This window comes from Nocardioides pacificus, from assembly GCF_054775955.1.
On record NZ_BAAHCI010000004.1, the window covers coordinates 227,123 to 242,758 of the forward strand.

At 71.3% G+C, this 15,636-nt stretch carries 17 protein-coding genes and 1 pseudogene; 8 read left to right on the forward strand and 10 right to left on the reverse strand.

Features of this window, described 5'->3' with window-relative positions; genetic code table 11:
• Positions 1-52 precede the first annotated feature (52 nt).
• Positions 53-1,357, forward strand: coding sequence for a PP2C family protein-serine/threonine phosphatase (locus ACYU7L_RS02255; protein ID WP_460793557.1), 1,305 nt, complete (start codon positions 53-55; stop codon positions 1,355-1,357).
• Positions 1,358-1,486: 129 nt separating this feature from the next.
• Positions 1,487-1,816, forward strand: a pseudogene (locus ACYU7L_RS02260) (VOC family protein); the annotation flags it as partial.
• 10 nt (positions 1,817-1,826) lie between these two features.
• Here the strand turns inward: ACYU7L_RS02260 and ACYU7L_RS02265 are convergent.
• Positions 1,827-2,336 (reverse strand): DUF2087 domain-containing protein, encoded by a 510-nt coding sequence (locus ACYU7L_RS02265; protein ID WP_460793558.1) that lies wholly within the window; start codon positions 2,334-2,336, stop codon positions 1,827-1,829.
• A gap of 218 nt (positions 2,337-2,554) precedes the next feature.
• On the opposite strand from ACYU7L_RS02265, the gene ACYU7L_RS02270 reads away from it, so the two are divergent.
• Positions 2,555-3,208: an HD domain-containing protein gene (locus ACYU7L_RS02270; protein WP_460793559.1), complete on the forward strand. Its 654-nt coding sequence runs from the start codon at positions 2,555-2,557 to the stop codon at positions 3,206-3,208.
• A gap of 17 nt (positions 3,209-3,225) precedes the next feature.
• Here ACYU7L_RS02270 and ACYU7L_RS02275 read toward each other — a convergent pair whose 3' ends face one another.
• Positions 3,226-3,411 carry a hypothetical protein gene (locus ACYU7L_RS02275; protein WP_460793560.1) on the reverse strand — a complete coding sequence of 62 codons (186 nt, stop codon included), beginning with the start codon at positions 3,409-3,411 and terminating at the stop codon, positions 3,226-3,228.
• Positions 3,412-3,627: 216 nt separating this feature from the next.
• On the opposite strand from ACYU7L_RS02275, the gene ACYU7L_RS02280 reads away from it, so the two are divergent.
• Positions 3,628-4,611: an NAD(P)-dependent alcohol dehydrogenase gene (locus ACYU7L_RS02280; protein ID WP_460793561.1), complete on the forward strand. Its 984-nt coding sequence runs from the start codon at positions 3,628-3,630 to the stop codon at positions 4,609-4,611.
• Between the two features lie 85 nt (positions 4,612-4,696).
• Here the strand turns inward: ACYU7L_RS02280 and ACYU7L_RS02285 are convergent, their stop codons facing one another.
• The 3 genes from ACYU7L_RS02285 to ACYU7L_RS02295 form a co-directional block, all read right to left on the reverse strand.
• Positions 4,697-5,377 (reverse strand): DUF6989 domain-containing protein, encoded by a 681-nt coding sequence (locus tag ACYU7L_RS02285; protein ID WP_460793562.1) that lies wholly within the window; start codon positions 5,375-5,377, stop codon positions 4,697-4,699.
• A gap of 61 nt (positions 5,378-5,438) precedes the next feature.
• Positions 5,439-5,882 (reverse strand): VOC family protein, encoded by a 444-nt coding sequence (locus ACYU7L_RS02290; RefSeq protein ID WP_460793563.1) that lies wholly within the window; start codon positions 5,880-5,882, stop codon positions 5,439-5,441.
• A 28-nt stretch (positions 5,883-5,910) separates the two neighbouring features.
• On the reverse strand, positions 5,911-6,264 hold the full coding sequence (locus ACYU7L_RS02295) for an MmcQ/YjbR family DNA-binding protein (protein WP_460793564.1): 354 nt from the start codon (positions 6,262-6,264) through the stop codon (positions 5,911-5,913).
• Positions 6,265-6,323: 59 nt separating this feature from the next.
• On the opposite strand from ACYU7L_RS02295, the gene ACYU7L_RS02300 reads away from it, so the two are divergent.
• From ACYU7L_RS02300 to ACYU7L_RS02310, 3 genes are read left to right on the forward strand one after another with little or no spacing between them, the layout of a single operon-like run.
• A complete protein-coding gene (locus ACYU7L_RS02300) occupies positions 6,324-7,115 on the forward strand; it encodes a hypothetical protein (protein WP_460793565.1) in 792 nt (263 codons plus the stop codon).
• A gap of 42 nt (positions 7,116-7,157) precedes the next feature.
• The gene (locus tag ACYU7L_RS02305; RefSeq protein ID WP_460793566.1) at positions 7,158-8,186 is read left to right on the forward strand and encodes an NAD(P)H-binding protein; all 1,029 of its coding nucleotides are present in this window, start codon (positions 7,158-7,160) and stop codon (positions 8,184-8,186) included.
• A 44-nt stretch (positions 8,187-8,230) separates the two neighbouring features.
• Positions 8,231-9,886 carry a sensor histidine kinase gene (locus ACYU7L_RS02310; protein WP_460793567.1) on the forward strand — a complete coding sequence of 552 codons (1,656 nt, stop codon included), beginning with the start codon at positions 8,231-8,233 and terminating at the stop codon, positions 9,884-9,886.
• 25 nt (positions 9,887-9,911) lie between these two features.
• Here ACYU7L_RS02310 and ACYU7L_RS02315 read toward each other — a convergent pair whose 3' ends face one another.
• The 5 genes from ACYU7L_RS02315 to ACYU7L_RS02335 form a co-directional block, all read right to left on the reverse strand.
• On the reverse strand, positions 9,912-10,208 hold the full coding sequence (locus ACYU7L_RS02315) for a DUF4193 domain-containing protein (RefSeq protein ID WP_460793568.1): 297 nt from the start codon (positions 10,206-10,208) through the stop codon (positions 9,912-9,914).
• Positions 10,209-10,385: 177 nt separating this feature from the next.
• Positions 10,386-10,586: a hypothetical protein gene (locus ACYU7L_RS02320; protein ID WP_460793569.1), complete on the reverse strand. Its 201-nt coding sequence runs from the start codon at positions 10,584-10,586 to the stop codon at positions 10,386-10,388.
• 106 nt (positions 10,587-10,692) lie between these two features.
• Entirely contained in the window at positions 10,693-11,925 is a 1,233-nt protein-coding gene (locus tag ACYU7L_RS02325; protein ID WP_460793570.1) for a hypothetical protein, read from the reverse strand.
• Positions 11,922-13,553: a fatty-acid--CoA ligase FadD8 gene (gene fadD8 / locus ACYU7L_RS02330; protein ID WP_460793571.1), complete on the reverse strand. Its 1,632-nt coding sequence runs from the start codon at positions 13,551-13,553 to the stop codon at positions 11,922-11,924. Before fadD8 ends, ACYU7L_RS02325 begins: the two co-directional genes overlap by 4 nt.
• The gene (locus tag ACYU7L_RS02335) at positions 13,550-14,593 is read right to left on the reverse strand and encodes an LLM class F420-dependent oxidoreductase (RefSeq protein WP_460793572.1); all 1,044 of its coding nucleotides are present in this window, start codon (positions 14,591-14,593) and stop codon (positions 13,550-13,552) included. The genes fadD8 and ACYU7L_RS02335 overlap by 4 nt, the downstream gene beginning before the upstream one ends.
• A gap of 79 nt (positions 14,594-14,672) precedes the next feature.
• On the opposite strand from ACYU7L_RS02335, the gene ACYU7L_RS02340 reads away from it, so the two are divergent.
• Positions 14,673-15,635: a Zn-ribbon domain-containing OB-fold protein gene (locus ACYU7L_RS02340; protein ID WP_460793573.1), complete on the forward strand. Its 963-nt coding sequence runs from the start codon at positions 14,673-14,675 to the stop codon at positions 15,633-15,635.
• Position 15,636: the final 1 nt, after the last annotated feature.

Consider the following 15,636-nt stretch of genomic DNA (forward strand, 5'->3'; position numbering starts at 1 on the left):
GGCCTCGACCGCCTCGGCGGCGCTGCGCCCACCGGAGGGCTATGCTCCGCTGATGCAGCGTCCGCGCAGGACCACAGTCGTCGGACGCGTCCTCGAGGCGGCCGAGGCCGCCTCGCCCGTCGAGGCTATCGACGGAGTCGCCCACGAACTCGGCCTCGCGTTCGGCGCGGCCTCGGTCTCGTTCCTCATCATGGACAAGTCCGGGCGTGCTCTGGCGCGGCTGGCGCACGTGCCGCTCGTCCCCGCCCTGGGCCATGGCCACGATCCGTTGGTCGACGGCGAACGACGCGACGACGCCGAGTCCGCGACGGTGATCCCCCTGGACGGCGGCCCGCCGGAGCAGGCCCTGCGCACCCAGACGGTGCAGGTCCTGCCGACCGAGGCAGATGCCGCGGGGGGCCTGTGGCGGGTGCTGGCTCCGGTGACCGAGCGTGGTGAGTCCATCGGGCTGCTCGAGATGTACCTGCCCCAGGAGCCCGACCACGGGGTCGTCGCGGAGATCGCCGAGGTCGCGCATCTGCTCGCGTTCGTGGTGATCGCGAACCGCCGCCACACCGACCTGTTCGAGTGGGGCCAGCGCGGCGAGGACTACAGCCTCTCGGCCGAGATCCAGCAGCGGCTGCTGCCGTCCGCACGCACCTGCGAGGCCGCCTCGTTCACCCTCGCCGGGTGGCTGGAGCCGGCCGCGAGCATCGGTGGGGACACCTTCGACTACAGCCTGGGCCGCGACTCGCTCTACCTGTCGCTGACCGACGCGATGGGCCACGGCGTCGACGCCGCCCTCACGGCCAGCATGTGCCTCGGCGGGCTCCGCGGTGCGCGCCGCAGGGGCATGACGCTGCTCGAGCAGGCCGCGGCCACCAACGAGGCCCTGGCCGCGCACGCGAGCAGGCGCGCGGGCGATGACTTCGTGACCGGCCTGCTCGGGCGCGTCGACCTCGGCACCGGCACGGTCGAGGTCATCAACGCGGGGCACGTCGCGCCGTACGTCCTGCGCGGGTCGGAGCTGATCTCGCCGGAGCTGCGCGTCGACCTGCCGCTGGGCATGTTCTCCGAGAGCACCTATGGCAGCACCCGACTCTCCCTCGAGCCGGGCGACCGCGTGGTCCTCGTGACCGACGGCATGCTGGAGCGCAACGTCGCAGGGATCGACCTGCCCGGCGCTATCAAGGACAGTCGGGACCTGCACCCGCGCGAGGTGGTCCGCGCCCTCGCGGACAGCGCGCTGGCCGCGGCCGGGCACAGCCTGCAGGACGATGCCACGGTGATGGTGCTCGACTGGCACGGCGAGCGGGACACCGCCCGGGTCTCCGTCGCGGGGGCCGACCGCTCCCGCGCCAGCGAGCCGCTCGCCTGACCACGAGGGGCGACGCGGGCCAGCCCAGGATCTACGGTGCTGCGATGAGCGAGTAGCAGGCTGGAGATCGGGAGTCGCCGGAGGTGGGCGGTCGAGCGCTCGCGGACGCTGACCGGAAAGGGAGTCAGCATGCCGAGCAGGATCTCCGCCATCGTGATCGACGCTGTCCGCACCGACCTGGTCGCCGCGTTCTGGTGCGCGGCTCTGGGCTGGCAGGTTCTCGAGCGGGACGCCGAGGTGATCACCATCGGGGCGCAGGACGGTGACGGACCTGCGATCGACGTCGCCCGGGTTCCGGAGCCCAAGCAGGTCAAGGACAGGCTGCATCTCGACCTGCGGGCCGTGGACGTGACCCGCGACGAGGAGCTCGAGCGACTGCTGCAGCTGGGCGCGCGACGCGTCGACGTCGGTCAGCCGGAGGATGCCTCGTGGGTGGTGCTGGCCGACCCCGAGGGCAACGAGTTCTGCCTCAACGTGACGCTGGAGGTCCGGAGGCGAGGAAGCCGGGCAGCCAGGCGGCCTCCCACTCCGGGATCTCCTGATGCTCGACCGGCGCCCGGGTCGGGGCCCGCGAGACCACCCGGTAGCGGCCCTCGGAGCGCTCCAGATAGCGGTAGTTGACCAGCTCGCGGCGCAGGTAGGCGAAGTCCTCGTGGACGGCGCGGAGAATGTCGTTGACCTCGGGCTCGTCGTAGTCCCGCCCAGGCTCGAAGCGGGTCAGCACCTCCAACAGCGCTCCCGCACGCGTCTTGCGCTTGGCCGGGACCTGGGCGAGCCGACCGTCGGTGAACAGGCGGGTAACGAGCCGCTCCTGCTCACGGCGCGCCACGTCGTACGACGTGTCCGCGGGCTCGTCCGGAGGCGCCGGCCGGGTCGGCGGGGACAGCTGCTCGACGACCGCACGCGCAGCGGCGTAGGTCTCCCCGGTCCGGGCCATCCGCGCTCGGACGACCTTCTTGAAGTCACGGTCCTTGGTCACTGTGCTCACCTCGACTGCGATGCGTCCCCAGTCCGCCGCCGCAGTGCGTGTGGAGCGACGAGTGCCATCCGATCGCCCGAGGATCTGCTCCCCTTCGCCCGGTCGCTCGGACTGGGGCCGATGCGCTGGGCTGGGCGCTGGACAGCGCCGCTGGAGCGGCATCTTGGCACGACTCGGCACCACGGATCCAGCGGAGATCGAAACGCTAGGCTCGAGGGGTGCCTGACTCCCTGGACGATGACGCCCTGATGATCGACGCCAGCCCGCTGCCCGACGACCTCCCCCAGCGGCTGCGGGAGCAGCTCAGCTTCATCGCCGAGGCCGACCGGCTCAAGACGATCCTGCGGGCCTCGCCGCTGGCCGCCGCGGACCGGCGGGAGAACGACGCCGAGCACTCGTGGCACCTCGCGCTGATGGTGATGCTGCTCGCCGAGCACGCCGACGAGCCGATCGACGTCGGGCACGCGATGAGGTTGGTGATCATCCACGACCTGGTGGAGATCTATGCCGGAGACAGCCCGGTCTTCGACGCCACCGCGGTGGTCGGCCAGGTCGAGCGGGAGGAGGCTGCGGCCGATCGGCTCTTCCCGCTGCTGCCGCCCGACCAGGCCATCGAGATGCGCGCGCTCTGGGACGAGTTCGAGGCCGGGCAGACGCCGGAGGCGCGCTTCTGCAAGGGCATGGACCGGCTCCAGCCGATGCTGCTCAACTGGCTCAACCACGGCGGGACCTGGCAGATGCCGGGCGCCACCGAGTCGACCGTGCGGGCGCGGGAGGCGGGCGTCGTCGCCGCGTCAACCACGTTGGGCTCGCTCACCGGACGGCTCGTCGAGGAGGGTCTGCGGCGCGGTTGGATCCGGCCGGACGCCTGATCACTCCTGCGAAGGGCTCAGATGTGGGTGTTCTGGGCGCTGCGGTTCGTGGACACCTGTGCGCCGATCGCGGACGCCGGGACCGAGGGATCGGTGCTGCCTGCGAAGGAGCCGCTCGACCCACCGGCGGCCTGCAGCCTCCTGGCGCGTCGCCTCTGCACACGGTCGTAGGCCGCACCGGAGACACCGAGGACGACGATCACTGCACCGAGGATGGGGATGTGCGCTCATCTGAGCACACCCCGCGAGGACACACAACGACCTGGATGCGCGCTTCACGCATGGGACGGCGCGGCTGAGCCACCGCAGCGGTTCCCTCGGGGGCGGACCAGGGTCGACCCCCATGGCTGGGCGGGCGCCCGCGCCCTAGCGTCGAAGCGCCGACCGGGAGCACCCGGTCCCACCGTCAGAGGGAGACCATGAAGGCGCTCGTGCAGGACATCTACGGCAGCTCCGACGTGCTCCGCGTGGCGGACGTCAGCCGGCCCGTGCCGGCCCCCGGCGAGGTGCTCGTGCGGATCGCCGCTGCCTCGGTCAACGCCGCCGACTGGCACATCATGCGGGGCGAGCCGAGGGTCGCCCGGTTGATGGATCGCAAGATCTTCGGGCGCCGTCGCCCGTGGCAGCCGATCCGCGGTCGCGACTTCGCCGGCACCATCGAGGCCGTCGGACCCGGCGTCACCGGCTGGCAGGTCGGGGACGAGGTGCTGGGCGAGGACGACGGGACCCTGGCGGAGTACGCCGTGGTCCCGCACGACTGCCTGGCCCGCAAACCGGAAGAGCTCTCGATGGAGCACGCCGCCTCACTCCCCTTGGCCGCATGCACCGCCGACCTCCTCCTGACCCGGGGCGGGGTCGCCGCCGGTCATCGGGTCCTCGTAGTCGGAGCCTCGGGTGGTGTCGGCACCTTCGCCGTCCAGCTGGCCGCCGCCCAGGGCGCCGTCGTCACCGGCGTCTGCTCCACCCGCAACGTCGACCTGGTGGGCTCACTCGGGGCGACGGACGTCGTCGACTACACCCAGGCGGACTTCACCGCCCGCGGCTCGTCGTACGACGTGGTGGTCGACCTGGTCGGCAACCGCAAGCTGCGCGACCTGCGCCGCGTCGTCGCTCCGGGCGGCACCCTGGTGCTGTCGGGCGGCGGCAACCCGGGCGAGGGCAGGCTCCTCGGGCCGATCGGCCTGATGGCCAGGGCCGGGCTGTTCGGCCGGCTGCTCGGCCTCCGCGTGGAGATCCCGATGGCCACACCTGACGCCGAGCAGCTCACGAGGCTGGCCGCGCAGGCCGCGCGCGGGGAGATCCGACCGGTGATCGACCGGGTCTACCCGCTGGCCGAGGCCGCAGCCGCCATGCGGCACCTCGAGGTGGAGCACGCGCGCGGCAAGATCGTCGTCACGATGTGAAGCGGGTCAGAGCTCTGAAGGCAGGCCGACATCCTCCGCGAGCAGGTGCTCGCCGCCCGGCATCGGACGCCCGCGACTCCCCCGCTCAGACGGTGAGGCGCCAGCCTGCGACGTCGATCAGGAAGTGTGCGAGCACGAGCGCCCCGAGATAGAACGTCGACACCGCCAGCGCCGCGGCGGCCCTCACTGCCAGCGAGCTGTCGCGGACGTGGATGAACGCGGTCGCGGCGGCCCAGCCGAGCGCTGCCTCGGCGGGGAGCACATAGAGCGCCACGCCGAGCAGGCGCTGGGTGTCTCCGGTCGGCTCCCACAGTCCGAGGGTAGGGGCGAGGATCTCGGCGCCGAGGAAGATGAGCGCCGAGAGGGCAGCGGCGCGACCGGGCCGGCCACCGCTCAGCGCGACCGCCGCGAAGAGCGGCGCGACCCACATGGCGGCCATCGCCAGCGGGATCACGTCGTCGACCCGCGGACCGCCGGTATCAGGGAACCGCAGGGTGCCGACGAGATCGGCCAGCACCCAGTCCGGGAGCACTTGGAAGACCGAGACGATCGCGAGGAAGCCGGCCAGCGCCAGCAGGTCGTCACGACCCTCGCGGCGGCACACCACGAGCAGCGCGACGACGTACGCCACGACAATCGCGAGGACGCCCCAGCCCTGGGCGGGCCGGTCCAGGGACAGCGCCGCCGCGCCGCCGAGCAGGAGCGCCGCATGGACCCCGAGGAGGGGCCCGAGCCCGTGACGGGACGTGCGCAGGGTCGTGGCCACGGGGACAAGGTAGCGGCGGCGAAGCCGATCGGGGTCGTACGGCGCGCGGCGGACCCGTCCGTCAGAAGATGTCGAACTCGTTGCCCTCGGGGTCCGTCAGAGCGACCGCGTAGTGGTCCAGCCCCTCCTCGGACAGCGTGCTCGACCGGGTGGCGCCCAGGGCGACCAGGCGCCTCGCCTCGGCTTCGACGCGTGCGCGCCGCGTGGCGAGCGGCAGGGCGCGGCCACCGCCGGCGTCGATGTCGAGGTGGATGCGGTTCTTGATCGTCTTGCGCTCCGGCACGACCTGGAACCAGATGCTCGGTCCCTCGCCGTTCGGGTCCTCGATCCGGTCGGGTCCCTGGCCGAGCTCGTCCTCCGAGACACCGATCGAGCGATAGAAGTCGTCCCAGGTGTCGAATCCCGGCGGTGGGGGTTGGGCGACGTAGTGCAGCGCCTCCGCCCAGAACGCGGCAAGCCGCTCAGGAGCTGCGCAGTCGATCACGAGCTGGAACGACACAGGCATGGGACCTCCAGAGGTATTCGGTGGGATCTCAGCGCGGCAGCAGCTCACCGCGTCGTTCGGTCAGTGTGACCGGGGCGCTCAGCCGCCAGGCCTCGAAGGCGAGCTCGGCCAGCTCGTCGCGCTCGACGCCCGCCAGCCGCACCACCACCCACCCGAAGGCCCCGGAGGTGAACTGGATCTCGAACGTCTCGGGACGCTCGGCCACGAGTGAGAGCTGCTCGGCGATGGTCTGCTTCAGCCCCACCGTCCGCGTCGGCTCCCAGAGGTAGCCGAAGGTCGCGCCGCCGACAGTGAGCCGCCAGTAGCGGCCGTTGTCCGTACGCGTGACCTCGGGGAGCTGGTCCACCAGCTCGAAGAGGTCCGTGATGCTGCATCCGGTCACCACATCATGGTGACATCCGCCGCCGACACCCGGCTTTCGGCGGAACCTAGACTCCGATCATGGATCCGATCCTGGGACTGCTCCTCCTCGCGGCCGTGGTCGTCATCGCCGTCGTCGCAGGACGCCGCAACAAGCAGCGTGAGCTGAGCCGGCGCGAGAGCGAGCTCGCCCCGGTGCGCAAGCTGGCCTTCGAGGACGTCACCGCGTTCGGCGAGGACCTGCAGCAGCTCGACCTCGAGATGAGCGGCCACGCGCTGGACGCCGGCGCGAACGCCGACTACCAGCGCGCACTCGATGCCTACGAGTCCGCGAAGGCTGCGGGAGACGCCATCGCCTCCCCCGACGACATCCGGCACATCACCGAGATCGTCGAGGACGGCCGCTACGCCATCGCGTGCGTGCGTGCCCGGGTGGCGGGCGAGGCGCTGCCGACCCGGCGTCCACCGTGCTTCTTCGACCCGCGTCATGGTCTCTCCGTCGCCGACGTCTCCTTCGTGCCCCCGGACGGCATGGCGCGGGACGTCCCCGCCTGCGCTCTCGACGTCGAGCGGGTCCGGGCCGGGGCGGAGCCGGACACCCGCAAGGTCATGGTCGGGGCCCAGCGCGTCCCCTACTGGCAGGGGGGCCGTGCCTACGAGCCCTACGCGATGGGCTACTTCGGGGCCTTCGGGCCGATGACGTGGATGTTCATGGGCGGCATGATGTTCGGCGATCTCGGTGGCGGTGACTTCGGTGGCGGTGACTTCGGTGGCGGTGATTCCGGCGATGGCGGCGGCGACTTCGGTGGTGGCGATGCCGGCGGAGATTTCGGTGGCGGGGATTTCGGTGGCTTTGACGGCGGCGGCTTCTGACCGACTGACGGTCCGTGTTGGTGACGACGAGATGAGGACGACGTGAAGATCCTGGTGACCGGCGCGACAGGCTATGTCGGGAGCCGGCTGGTGCCGCTCCTGCTCGACCTCGGCCACGACGTGCGCACGACCACCAGCGACCCGGACCGGGAGCCGCCGTGGTGGGGGGACCGTGTGGAGACCGTCGTCATGGACGCCCTGAACGGACCCCAGGTGGCGGAAGCCTGCGACGGGATGGACGCGGTCTACTACCTGATCCACGGGATGGGCGGAGACGATTTCGCGCGGACCGACCGTGAGGCAGCCCAGAACATGGCCGAGGGCGTGCGCGCCCACCGTGTCGCCCGGGTCGTCTACCTCTCCGGCGTGGTGCCGGACGTCCCCGACGACGAGCTCTCCGAGCACATCCAGTCGCGCCGCGAGGTCGAGCGGATCCTGACCGACAGCCCGGCCCTCGTCGTCGTCCTGCGCGCCGCTGTGCTGCTGGGCAGCGGGTCCACGTCGTTCGAGATCATCCGACAGATCAGCGAGCGGCTCCCGGTGCACACGGTGCCGACCTGGATGGACTCGATGGTGCAGCCGATCGCCGTGGTCGACGCGCTGCAGGCGTTGGCCGGTGCACTCGACTACGACGGGCCCTCACGCCACTTCGATGTCGGTGGGCCCGACCAGTTGCGCTACGGCGCGCTGCTCGAGGCCTTCACCTCGCACGCCGGGCTGCTGCGCCCCCAGGTCGACGTACCCCTGCTGCCGACGGCGCTCGTCGGGACGCTGGCCGGCAGTCTGACCGACGTGCCACGGCCGACGGTCGAGGCGTTGGTGGAGAGCCTGCGTCACGACATGGTCGCGGCAGACAGTGACTTCCAGGAGATGCTGTTGCCGACCGGGCATCGCCTGGTGGGACTGGACGAGGCCTTCCGCCGGTCCCTCACCGCAGTGTCCGCCGGACCCGAGGAGGCGGACCCGATGGGCCCTCTGCCACAGGACCCCGCCTGGGCCAGCGGCGGGGATGAGCGGCCGGTGGCGGCGAAGGTGGTCGACGCCGTCAAGGACGTACTGCCCTCGCTCTGAGGCTCGATCTGACAGGCTGTCCGCCAACCGACCCGGAGGTGGGCATGGGCAAGCTCAACGACCTGCACCCGATCGACGCTGTTCGCGTGCTGGCCGTCGCCAGGACGCCCGACCCACGGATGCTCCAGATCGTCTTCTCGGCCTTCGTCGCCGTCGACTTCGCGATCCGCGCAGCAGACGGCGGAGATATCGAGCTGAACGGGTGGCCCGGTGCCGGCCTGCTGATGACCGTCGTCGCGACGGTGCTGGCCTTCGTCGTCCCGTGGCACCGGTTGAGCCCGCAGGTGGTGACGGTGCTGCCGGTGATGGACATCGCGGCACTGGGTGCGGTGCGGATCAGCCAGGAGGGCAGCGCCAGCGGGATCCTGGTCGTGGTGCCGGCCCTGTGGCTGGGCCGGCAGCTCGGTCGACGAGGCGCTGTGGTCGCCGTCATCGCGGTCGCCGCGCTCGCCGCCACGCCGAGCATGGTCATCCTGGGAACGGATGGGCTCGCCGCAGCGCGGGCGTTGCTGATCACTGTCGTCGCCGGGTGGAGCGCCCTGGCGATCGCCTACAGCCTCGAGCAGCTGCGCAAGGAGCGCGACGAGGCCGAGCGCCGCGGCGAGGAGCTGGCCGCGGCGATGACGACCATCGAGCAGCACCAGCGGGCGTCCGAGGCCATCTTCGATGCGGTCGACGTCGGCTTGGTGCTGCTCGACCGCGAGGGCCGCTTCCAGGCCCACAACCGGCGTCAGGCGGAGTTCCTCGAGCTGGCCCATCCCGACGGCCATCATGGCCACGCCGGACAGGTCGGCCTCCTGTTCGGGCCGGACGGCATCACCCCGTTGCCCCGGGAGGAGACGCCGACCTATCGCGCCGCCCAGGGCGAGGAGTTCCAGGACCGTCGCACGCTGGTCGGAGCCGATCCGCTCACCCGACGGGCGCTGTCCGTGTCAGCGCGAGCGCTCCGCGGGCCCGACGGCAGCTTCGAAGGGGCTGCCCTGGCCTCGACGGACATCACCGACCTCGTGCGGGCGATGGCGATCAAGGAGGATTTCATCGCGCTGGTGTCACACGAGCTGCGGACGCCTCTCACCTCGATCGCCGGCTATGTCGAGCTGTTGCAGGAGCGCCCCGACCTGCCGGCCGACGTCGCGGGGCAGCTGGACGTCGTCGACCGCAACGCGCAACGTCTCCTGCGTCTGATCGGCGACATTCTGCAGAGTGCGCAGCTGACCTCCGGACGCGTGCTCGCGCTCACGCGGCGCCGATGCGACCTGGTCCAGATCGTGCGCGACGCGGTCCAGGCAGTGGTCCCCGCCGCGAGCGACGCGGGGCTGAGTCTCGCAGTCGACCTGCCCGAGGAGCTGTGGCTGGTCGCGGATGCGCTGCGTCTGGGGCAGCTCGTCGACAACCTGCTCACCAACGCCGTGAAGTACACCCCGGCAGGCGGGAGCGTGACCGTCGAGGTCGGCCTGGACGGCCCTCGGGCCGAACTGGTGGTCAGCGACACCGGAATCGGCATCGCGGCCGCCGACAGGGACCGACTCTTCATCCGGTTCTTCCGCGGGCTCGCGGCCGAGCAACAGGCCATCCAGGGGGTAGGCCTGGGGCTCAGCATCGTCCGGGGCATCGTGGAGGCGCACGGCGGCCGGATCGAGGTCGACAGCGAGGTCGGCGTCGGCAGCACCTTCCGCGTGCGCCTACCGCTCGAGGCCTAGCTCCCGGAGGCGCCAGCCCCGGGAGTCAGGCGCAGTCGCGGCAGAGGTCGACGGAGGGGGTCTCACGCCGGGAGCCGTGCTGGACGAGGAAGCAGCCGGTGCAGGTGAACTCGTCGGCCTGCATGGGAGTCACCTCGATGGAGAGGGTCTCGTGCGACAGGTCGGCTCCGGGGAGCTCGTAGGACTCGGCCAGCTCGGCCTCGTCCTCGTCCACCTTCCCCGAGGTCTTGTCCTGGGCACCGGACGTGAGACGTCGGGCCTCCAGGCTCTCTTCCTTCTGCTCGTCTTCGGACTTGCGGGATGCGTCGTAGTCGGTCGCCATGTGGTGGTCCTCTCGGGGCTGAGCGCGAATGGTAGCCCTGGACGGCGTCGTGACCTGCAATCGCGACCGGGTATCGGGGCCGTTAGTTCCCTCACCCTCGGCCGCAGGCGGTCAGGACGTGCTGCCGGAGGTGTGAGCCGCACGGCTTGGGACCAGCGCGAGAGGTCGGCCCGCGCCTCAGCGCTCGGCCCAGGCGTCCCAGGTGGTGCCGATGACGACGCCCAGCCCTGCGCCGACGATCAGCCCCCAGGCGATCGCGTCGCCACCGACCAGGATCAGCGCGAGCAGCATGCCCAGCGCGGGCCCGAAGATCAGCCCGTAGATGAGCATCGAGGTGCGCCCGGGTTCCTGGCGCTTGTCAGTGGTCGGAGCAGCCATGGCGATCACGTCCTCTCACCCCCATCCTCCGCCGGCCAGGACCGAGCGCAACACCGGAGCCGCGTTGCGTGGCTCACAGCTCGAGCCCCGCCAGCGCGCTCGGCGGTCACACCGGGGTGATCGGCAACGACCTCCGCGGCTCGAAGGCGAACCCGGCACCGGTGCTGAAGCGGGTCACCGCCACCTCGCCCGGCTCCGGCGCCGCCTCCTCACGTCGTACAACGCGCACGGACCACGCGTCCTCTGTCCCGTCGACCTCGACGTCGAGGAAGGGGTCCACAGCGCGCACAACCGCCTGCAGCGGCGCGGCCCGGTCGGGCCCGCACAGCGTGATCCAGCCGCCGTCCTCGGCAGCAGGGCTCGGCCCGACGCGCAGCGAGTCGGCGAGCTCGTCCGGTATGTGAGCAGTGACATAGGCGGCGGGGTTGAGCATCGGGTGCAGCTCCAGCACCCGCAGTGCCCCCGCCTCGCCACCGGGCAGCCCGAGCGCCCGGTGCAGCCGCTCGGCGGCGATGCCCGCGATCCCCACCAGCTGCTTGGTGGCGATCTCGCGGGTCTGCTCCTCGTCCGCGGCCCGCTGGCGCACGGCGTGCACGAACGAGAGGTTCAGCAGCTGCATCTGCAGGCAGACCTCGTCGGCCATCCGCACCAGGGCGGAGTGCGAGAACGCAGCGAAGTCCACGTCGGAGAGCAGCGGACCGGAGTAGTCCCCCATCCCCTGGTCGCTCGGGTCGATGGGTTCGAGCTCCACGCTGGCCGCGCGGGTCTGCGCGATCACGTGGTAGGCCGGCAGCGGCGAGACCGGTGGGTGGGACTCGTCGATGTTCACGGTCCACGCGCAGTGCGGCTTGCGGTCCGAGGGCAGGCGGGGCGGGCGGTGGATCGGCCTCACCTGGGCCTTGGCGTTGGTGGCCACGGCCGTCGCGTCGAAGGTGGGGTCCTCGATGTCGTGGCACATCGAGGTGACGTAGGCCTCCCCCATCGGCTCGACGTCCATCAGCGCGCCACAGTGGTCGAGGTGGAACTCGCCGTGCCACGGGTCGTGCACGGTGTAGCGGAAGTCCATGAACTGCGGCGGGGCGCCGATGTCGAGCTGGAGTCCCTTGAAGATGGTGACCACGTCGGTGCCCTCGTAGCCCAGCGCCCGCTGCATCCGCCGGGTGTAGATCGGGCTGGAGCCGGCCCACTCCTCGATCGCGATCTGCGCCATCTCCTCTCGCCCGAAAGCAGAGATGCACCAGGCCATCCCGGAGCGGTCGATGAGCTGCCCGATCAGCAGCAGCTCCGGCAGCAGCGTGGCCAGCTCGTCGCGGGTCAGCGACGCGTAGCGGCTGCTCACCCGATCGACCTGTCGCCGGTCCAGAACTGCGCGCGCAGCACCTTCTTGTCCAGCTTGCCGACTGCCGTCAGCGGCAGCGAGTCGACATAGATGACCTCCTTGGGGGACTGCACTCCCCCCTTGCGCTCCTTGACCGCCGCCTGGATCTCCGCGGTGACCCGCGCCCGCGTCTCGTCGTCACCGGCCGCTCCGTCGCGGAGCACGACGATCGCCGTCACCGCCTCGCCCCAGCGCTCGTCGGGCGTGCCGATCACGCCGACCTGGGCGACCGCGGGGTGCTCGGCGATGACGTCCTCGACCTCGCGCGGATAGACGTTGAAGCCGCCGGTCACGATCATGTCCTTGGTCCGGTCGACGATGAACCAGAAGCCGTCCTCGTCCTCGCGGGCCACGTCGCCGGTATGCATCCAGCCGTCGCGGAACGTCTCGGCGGTCGCGTCGGGCAGGTTCCAGTAGCCGCCCGCGAGCAGCGGACCGGCCACGCAGATCTCACCCGGCTCGCCCACCGCCACCGGCTGTCCGTCCTCGCCGAGCAGCGCCGTACGCAGGAAAGCCGAGGGTCGCCCGCACGACGTCAGCCGGGCGTCGTCGTGCGCGCCCTTCGGGAGATAGGTGATCACCATCGGCGCTTCGGACTGGCCGTAGTACTGCGCGAAGATCGGTCCGAACCGGTCGATGGCCTCCTTGAGCCGGACCGGGTTGATCGCCGACGCGCCGTAGTAGACGGTCTCCAGCGACGACAGGTCGCGGGTGTGCGAGTCGGGGTGGTCGAGCAGCGCGTAGAGCATCGACGGCACCAGCATCGTGGCCGTGATCCGCTCCTCCTCGATCGTGCGGAGCACCTCGGCCGGGTCGAAGCGCGGCAGCACGTAGCAGCAGCCGCCCTTGAGCACCGTCGGCACGAAGAACGCCGCGCCCGCGTGCGACAGCGGCGTGCACATCAGGAACTTCGGCGCCTCGGGCCACTCCCACTCCGCCATCTGGATCTGCGACATCGTGGTCATCGCCTGGACGGTGCCGATGACCCCCTTGGGCTTGCCGGTGGTGCCGCCGGTGTAGGCGATCGAGACCACGTGGTCGGACGGCAGCGTGGCGGCCGCGAGCGGCTCGGGCTCGTACGTTGCGGCGGCCGCGGCGAGGTCGGTCCCCACGGCGCTGAGCTCCGCGGGGACCGGCCCGATCGTCAGCACCTGACGCAGCCCGGGGCACTGCTCGAGCAGGCCGAGCGCGCGCTCCACGAACATCGGGATGGGGTCGATGATGATCGTGGTGATGTCGGCGTCGTTGATGACGTAGGCGTGGTCCTCGAGCGAGCCCAACGGGTGCAGCGCGGTGCGCCGGAAGCCCTGGGTCTGCCCGGCTCCGAGGATGAACAGCACCTCGGGCCGGTTCAGAGCGAGGAGTGCCGCGCCGGCACCGGACCCGGCGCCGAGCTTCTCGAAGGCCTGGACGTACTGGCTGATCCGCGCCGCCGTCTCCCGGCCGGTGAGCGTGGTCTCGCCTAGGTGCATCACCGGGACGTCCTGGTGGCGCTTGAGGGCGGCGACCATCAGGTGGCCGTTGTGGGTGCCGACTCGCATGGAGTCGTGCTGGGTGGGGTCGTGCTGCTTCATGGTGCTGTCGCTCACGCGAGGACCTCCGCTACTCGTCGTACGTCGTCAGGGGTGTGGGCGGTCAGCAGCAGCATCGTCACGCCGGCGTCGGCCCAGCGCTGCACACCGGCGCGGACCTGCTCGGGGGTGCCGATGATGGTGACCTCGTCGACCAGCTCGTCAGGGACCAACGCGCTGGCCTCGTCCTTGCGGCCCTCGAGGTAGAGCGCCTGGATCCGCTCCGCCACGTCGGCGTAGCCCATCCGCTCGAAGACCTGCTTGTGGAAGTTCTGCTCCTTGGCGCCCATGCCGCCCATGTAGAGCGCGAGCCAGGGCCGGTAGGCCTCGCGCGCGGCGGCCGCCTGATCCTCGTCGTCGGCGACCACGAGGTGGCAGGTCGCGGCGACCTCGAACGTCTCGCGGGTACGGCGAGCGCCGGGGCGCGCGAAGCCCTCGTCGAGCCAGCCGGCGTACATGTCGGCCATCCGCGGCGAGAAGTAGATCGGCAGCCAGCCGTCGGCGATCTCCGCGGCCAAGGCGACGTTCTTGGGACCCTCGGCGCCCATCCAGATCGGCAGGTCCGCGCGCAACGGGTGCACGATCGGCTTGAGCGGCTTGCCGAGCCCGACCCCGTCGTCACCCGCGTAGGGCAGCGGGTAGTGCGGGCCGGCGCTGGTGACCTTGTCCTCCCTGGCCAGCACCTGGCGGACGATGTCGACGTACTCCCGGGTCCGCGCGAGCGGCTTGGTGAAGGGCCGGCCGTACCAGCCCTCGACGACCTGCGGACCGCTCACGCCGAGGCCGAGGATCATCCGCCCGCCGCTGAGGTGGTCGAGGGTGAGCGCGTGCATCGCGGTCGAGGTCGGGGTGCGCCCGGAGAGCTGGACGATCGCCGTGCCGAGCCGCAGCCGGGTCGTCTCGCGGCCCCACCAGGCCAGCGGTGTGAAGGCGTCGGAGCCCCACGCCTCCGCGGTGAAGACCGAGTCGAAGCCGGCCTCCTCGGCCGCCGCGACGAGCTCCGGGACGCCTGTCGGAGGCGCCGCTCCCCAGTAGCCGAGCTGCAGACCGAGCTTCATCCAACCTCCTCCGGAGTCGGGCCACAGGGCCCGGTGAGACGCTTGCCACACACACTAGAACATGTTTCACTTCCGAGCCATGACCCGCACTCTCCAGGCCCCGGTCCAGGTGGCCTTCGACTACACCCGCTCGGTCGGACCCGTCCTCGGCGCCTTCTTCACCGGCCTGCGCGACGGGCGCCTCGTCGCCGGCCGCATCAGCGACGGATCGGTGGTCCTGCCGCCCCCGGAGTTCGACCCCCACACTCACGAGCAGCTGACCGACCTGGTCGAGGTGGCCCCCACCGGCACGGTCGTGTCCTGGACGTGGGTCCCCGAGCCGGTCAAGGACCAGCCCTTCGACCGGCCCTTCGCCTGGGCGCTGGTGCGACTCGACGGCGCGAGCGTGCCGTTCCTGCACGCGCTCGACGTCGAGTCCGCTGCCGACGCGTCGGTCGGGATGCGGGTGAGGGTCCGCTGGGCCGAGGAGCGCACCGGGGTGATCACCGACATCGCGTGCTTCGAGCCGGACGACAGCGTCGCGGCAGTCGACGCGCTCCAGCCGTTCACGGCCGCGCAGGACCCGCTCACCGGCATCATCACGCCGGTCTCCCTGGACTACCTCTACGCCGCCTCCCCGGAGGAGTCGGCGTTCTTCCGCGGGCTCGAGGAGGGCCGGATCCTCGGCCAGCGCTGCCCCACCTGCCACAAGGTCTATGTGCCGCCGCGCAGCGCCTGCCCGGTCGACGGGGTCGCGACCACCGACGAGGTGGAGCTCGCGCACAGCGGCACCGTCACGACGTACTGCATCGTGAACGTGCCGTTCCTGGGCCAGAAGATCAAGCCGCCCTACGTCTCGGCCTACGTGCTGCTCGACGGGGCCGACATCGCCTTCCTGCACCTGATCCTCGACGTCCCGGCCGAGGAGGTCCGGATGGGGATGCGGGTCGAGGCCGTCTGGCGACCGCGCGAGGAGTGGGGCACGACCGTGGAGAACATCAGCCACTTCCGTCCGACCGGCGAGCCGGACGCGGACTACGACACCTACAAGCAACACCTCTGAG

Excerpts from the sequence above, each read along its gene's own strand:
- ACYU7L_RS02255 (WP_460793557.1), top strand. The coding sequence starts at position 53 with ATGCAGCGTCCGCGCAGGACCACAGTCGTCGGACGCGTCCTCGAGGCG.
- ACYU7L_RS02280 (WP_460793561.1), top strand. The coding sequence starts at position 3,628 with ATGAAGGCGCTCGTGCAGGACATCTACGGCAGCTCCGACGTGCTCCGC.
- ACYU7L_RS02290 (WP_460793563.1), bottom strand. The coding sequence starts at position 5,882 with ATGCCTGTGTCGTTCCAGCTCGTGATCGACTGCGCAGCTCCTGAGCGG.
- ACYU7L_RS02300 (WP_460793565.1), top strand. The coding sequence starts at position 6,324 with ATGGATCCGATCCTGGGACTGCTCCTCCTCGCGGCCGTGGTCGTCATC.
- ACYU7L_RS02310 (WP_460793567.1), top strand. The coding sequence starts at position 8,231 with ATGGGCAAGCTCAACGACCTGCACCCGATCGACGCTGTTCGCGTGCTG.
- ACYU7L_RS02315 (WP_460793568.1), bottom strand. The coding sequence starts at position 10,208 with ATGGCGACCGACTACGACGCATCCCGCAAGTCCGAAGACGAGCAGAAG.
- ACYU7L_RS02320 (WP_460793569.1), bottom strand. The coding sequence starts at position 10,586 with ATGGCTGCTCCGACCACTGACAAGCGCCAGGAACCCGGGCGCACCTCG.
- ACYU7L_RS02335 (WP_460793572.1), bottom strand. The coding sequence starts at position 14,593 with ATGAAGCTCGGTCTGCAGCTCGGCTACTGGGGAGCGGCGCCTCCGACA.
- ACYU7L_RS02340 (WP_460793573.1), top strand. The coding sequence starts at position 14,673 with ATGACCCGCACTCTCCAGGCCCCGGTCCAGGTGGCCTTCGACTACACC.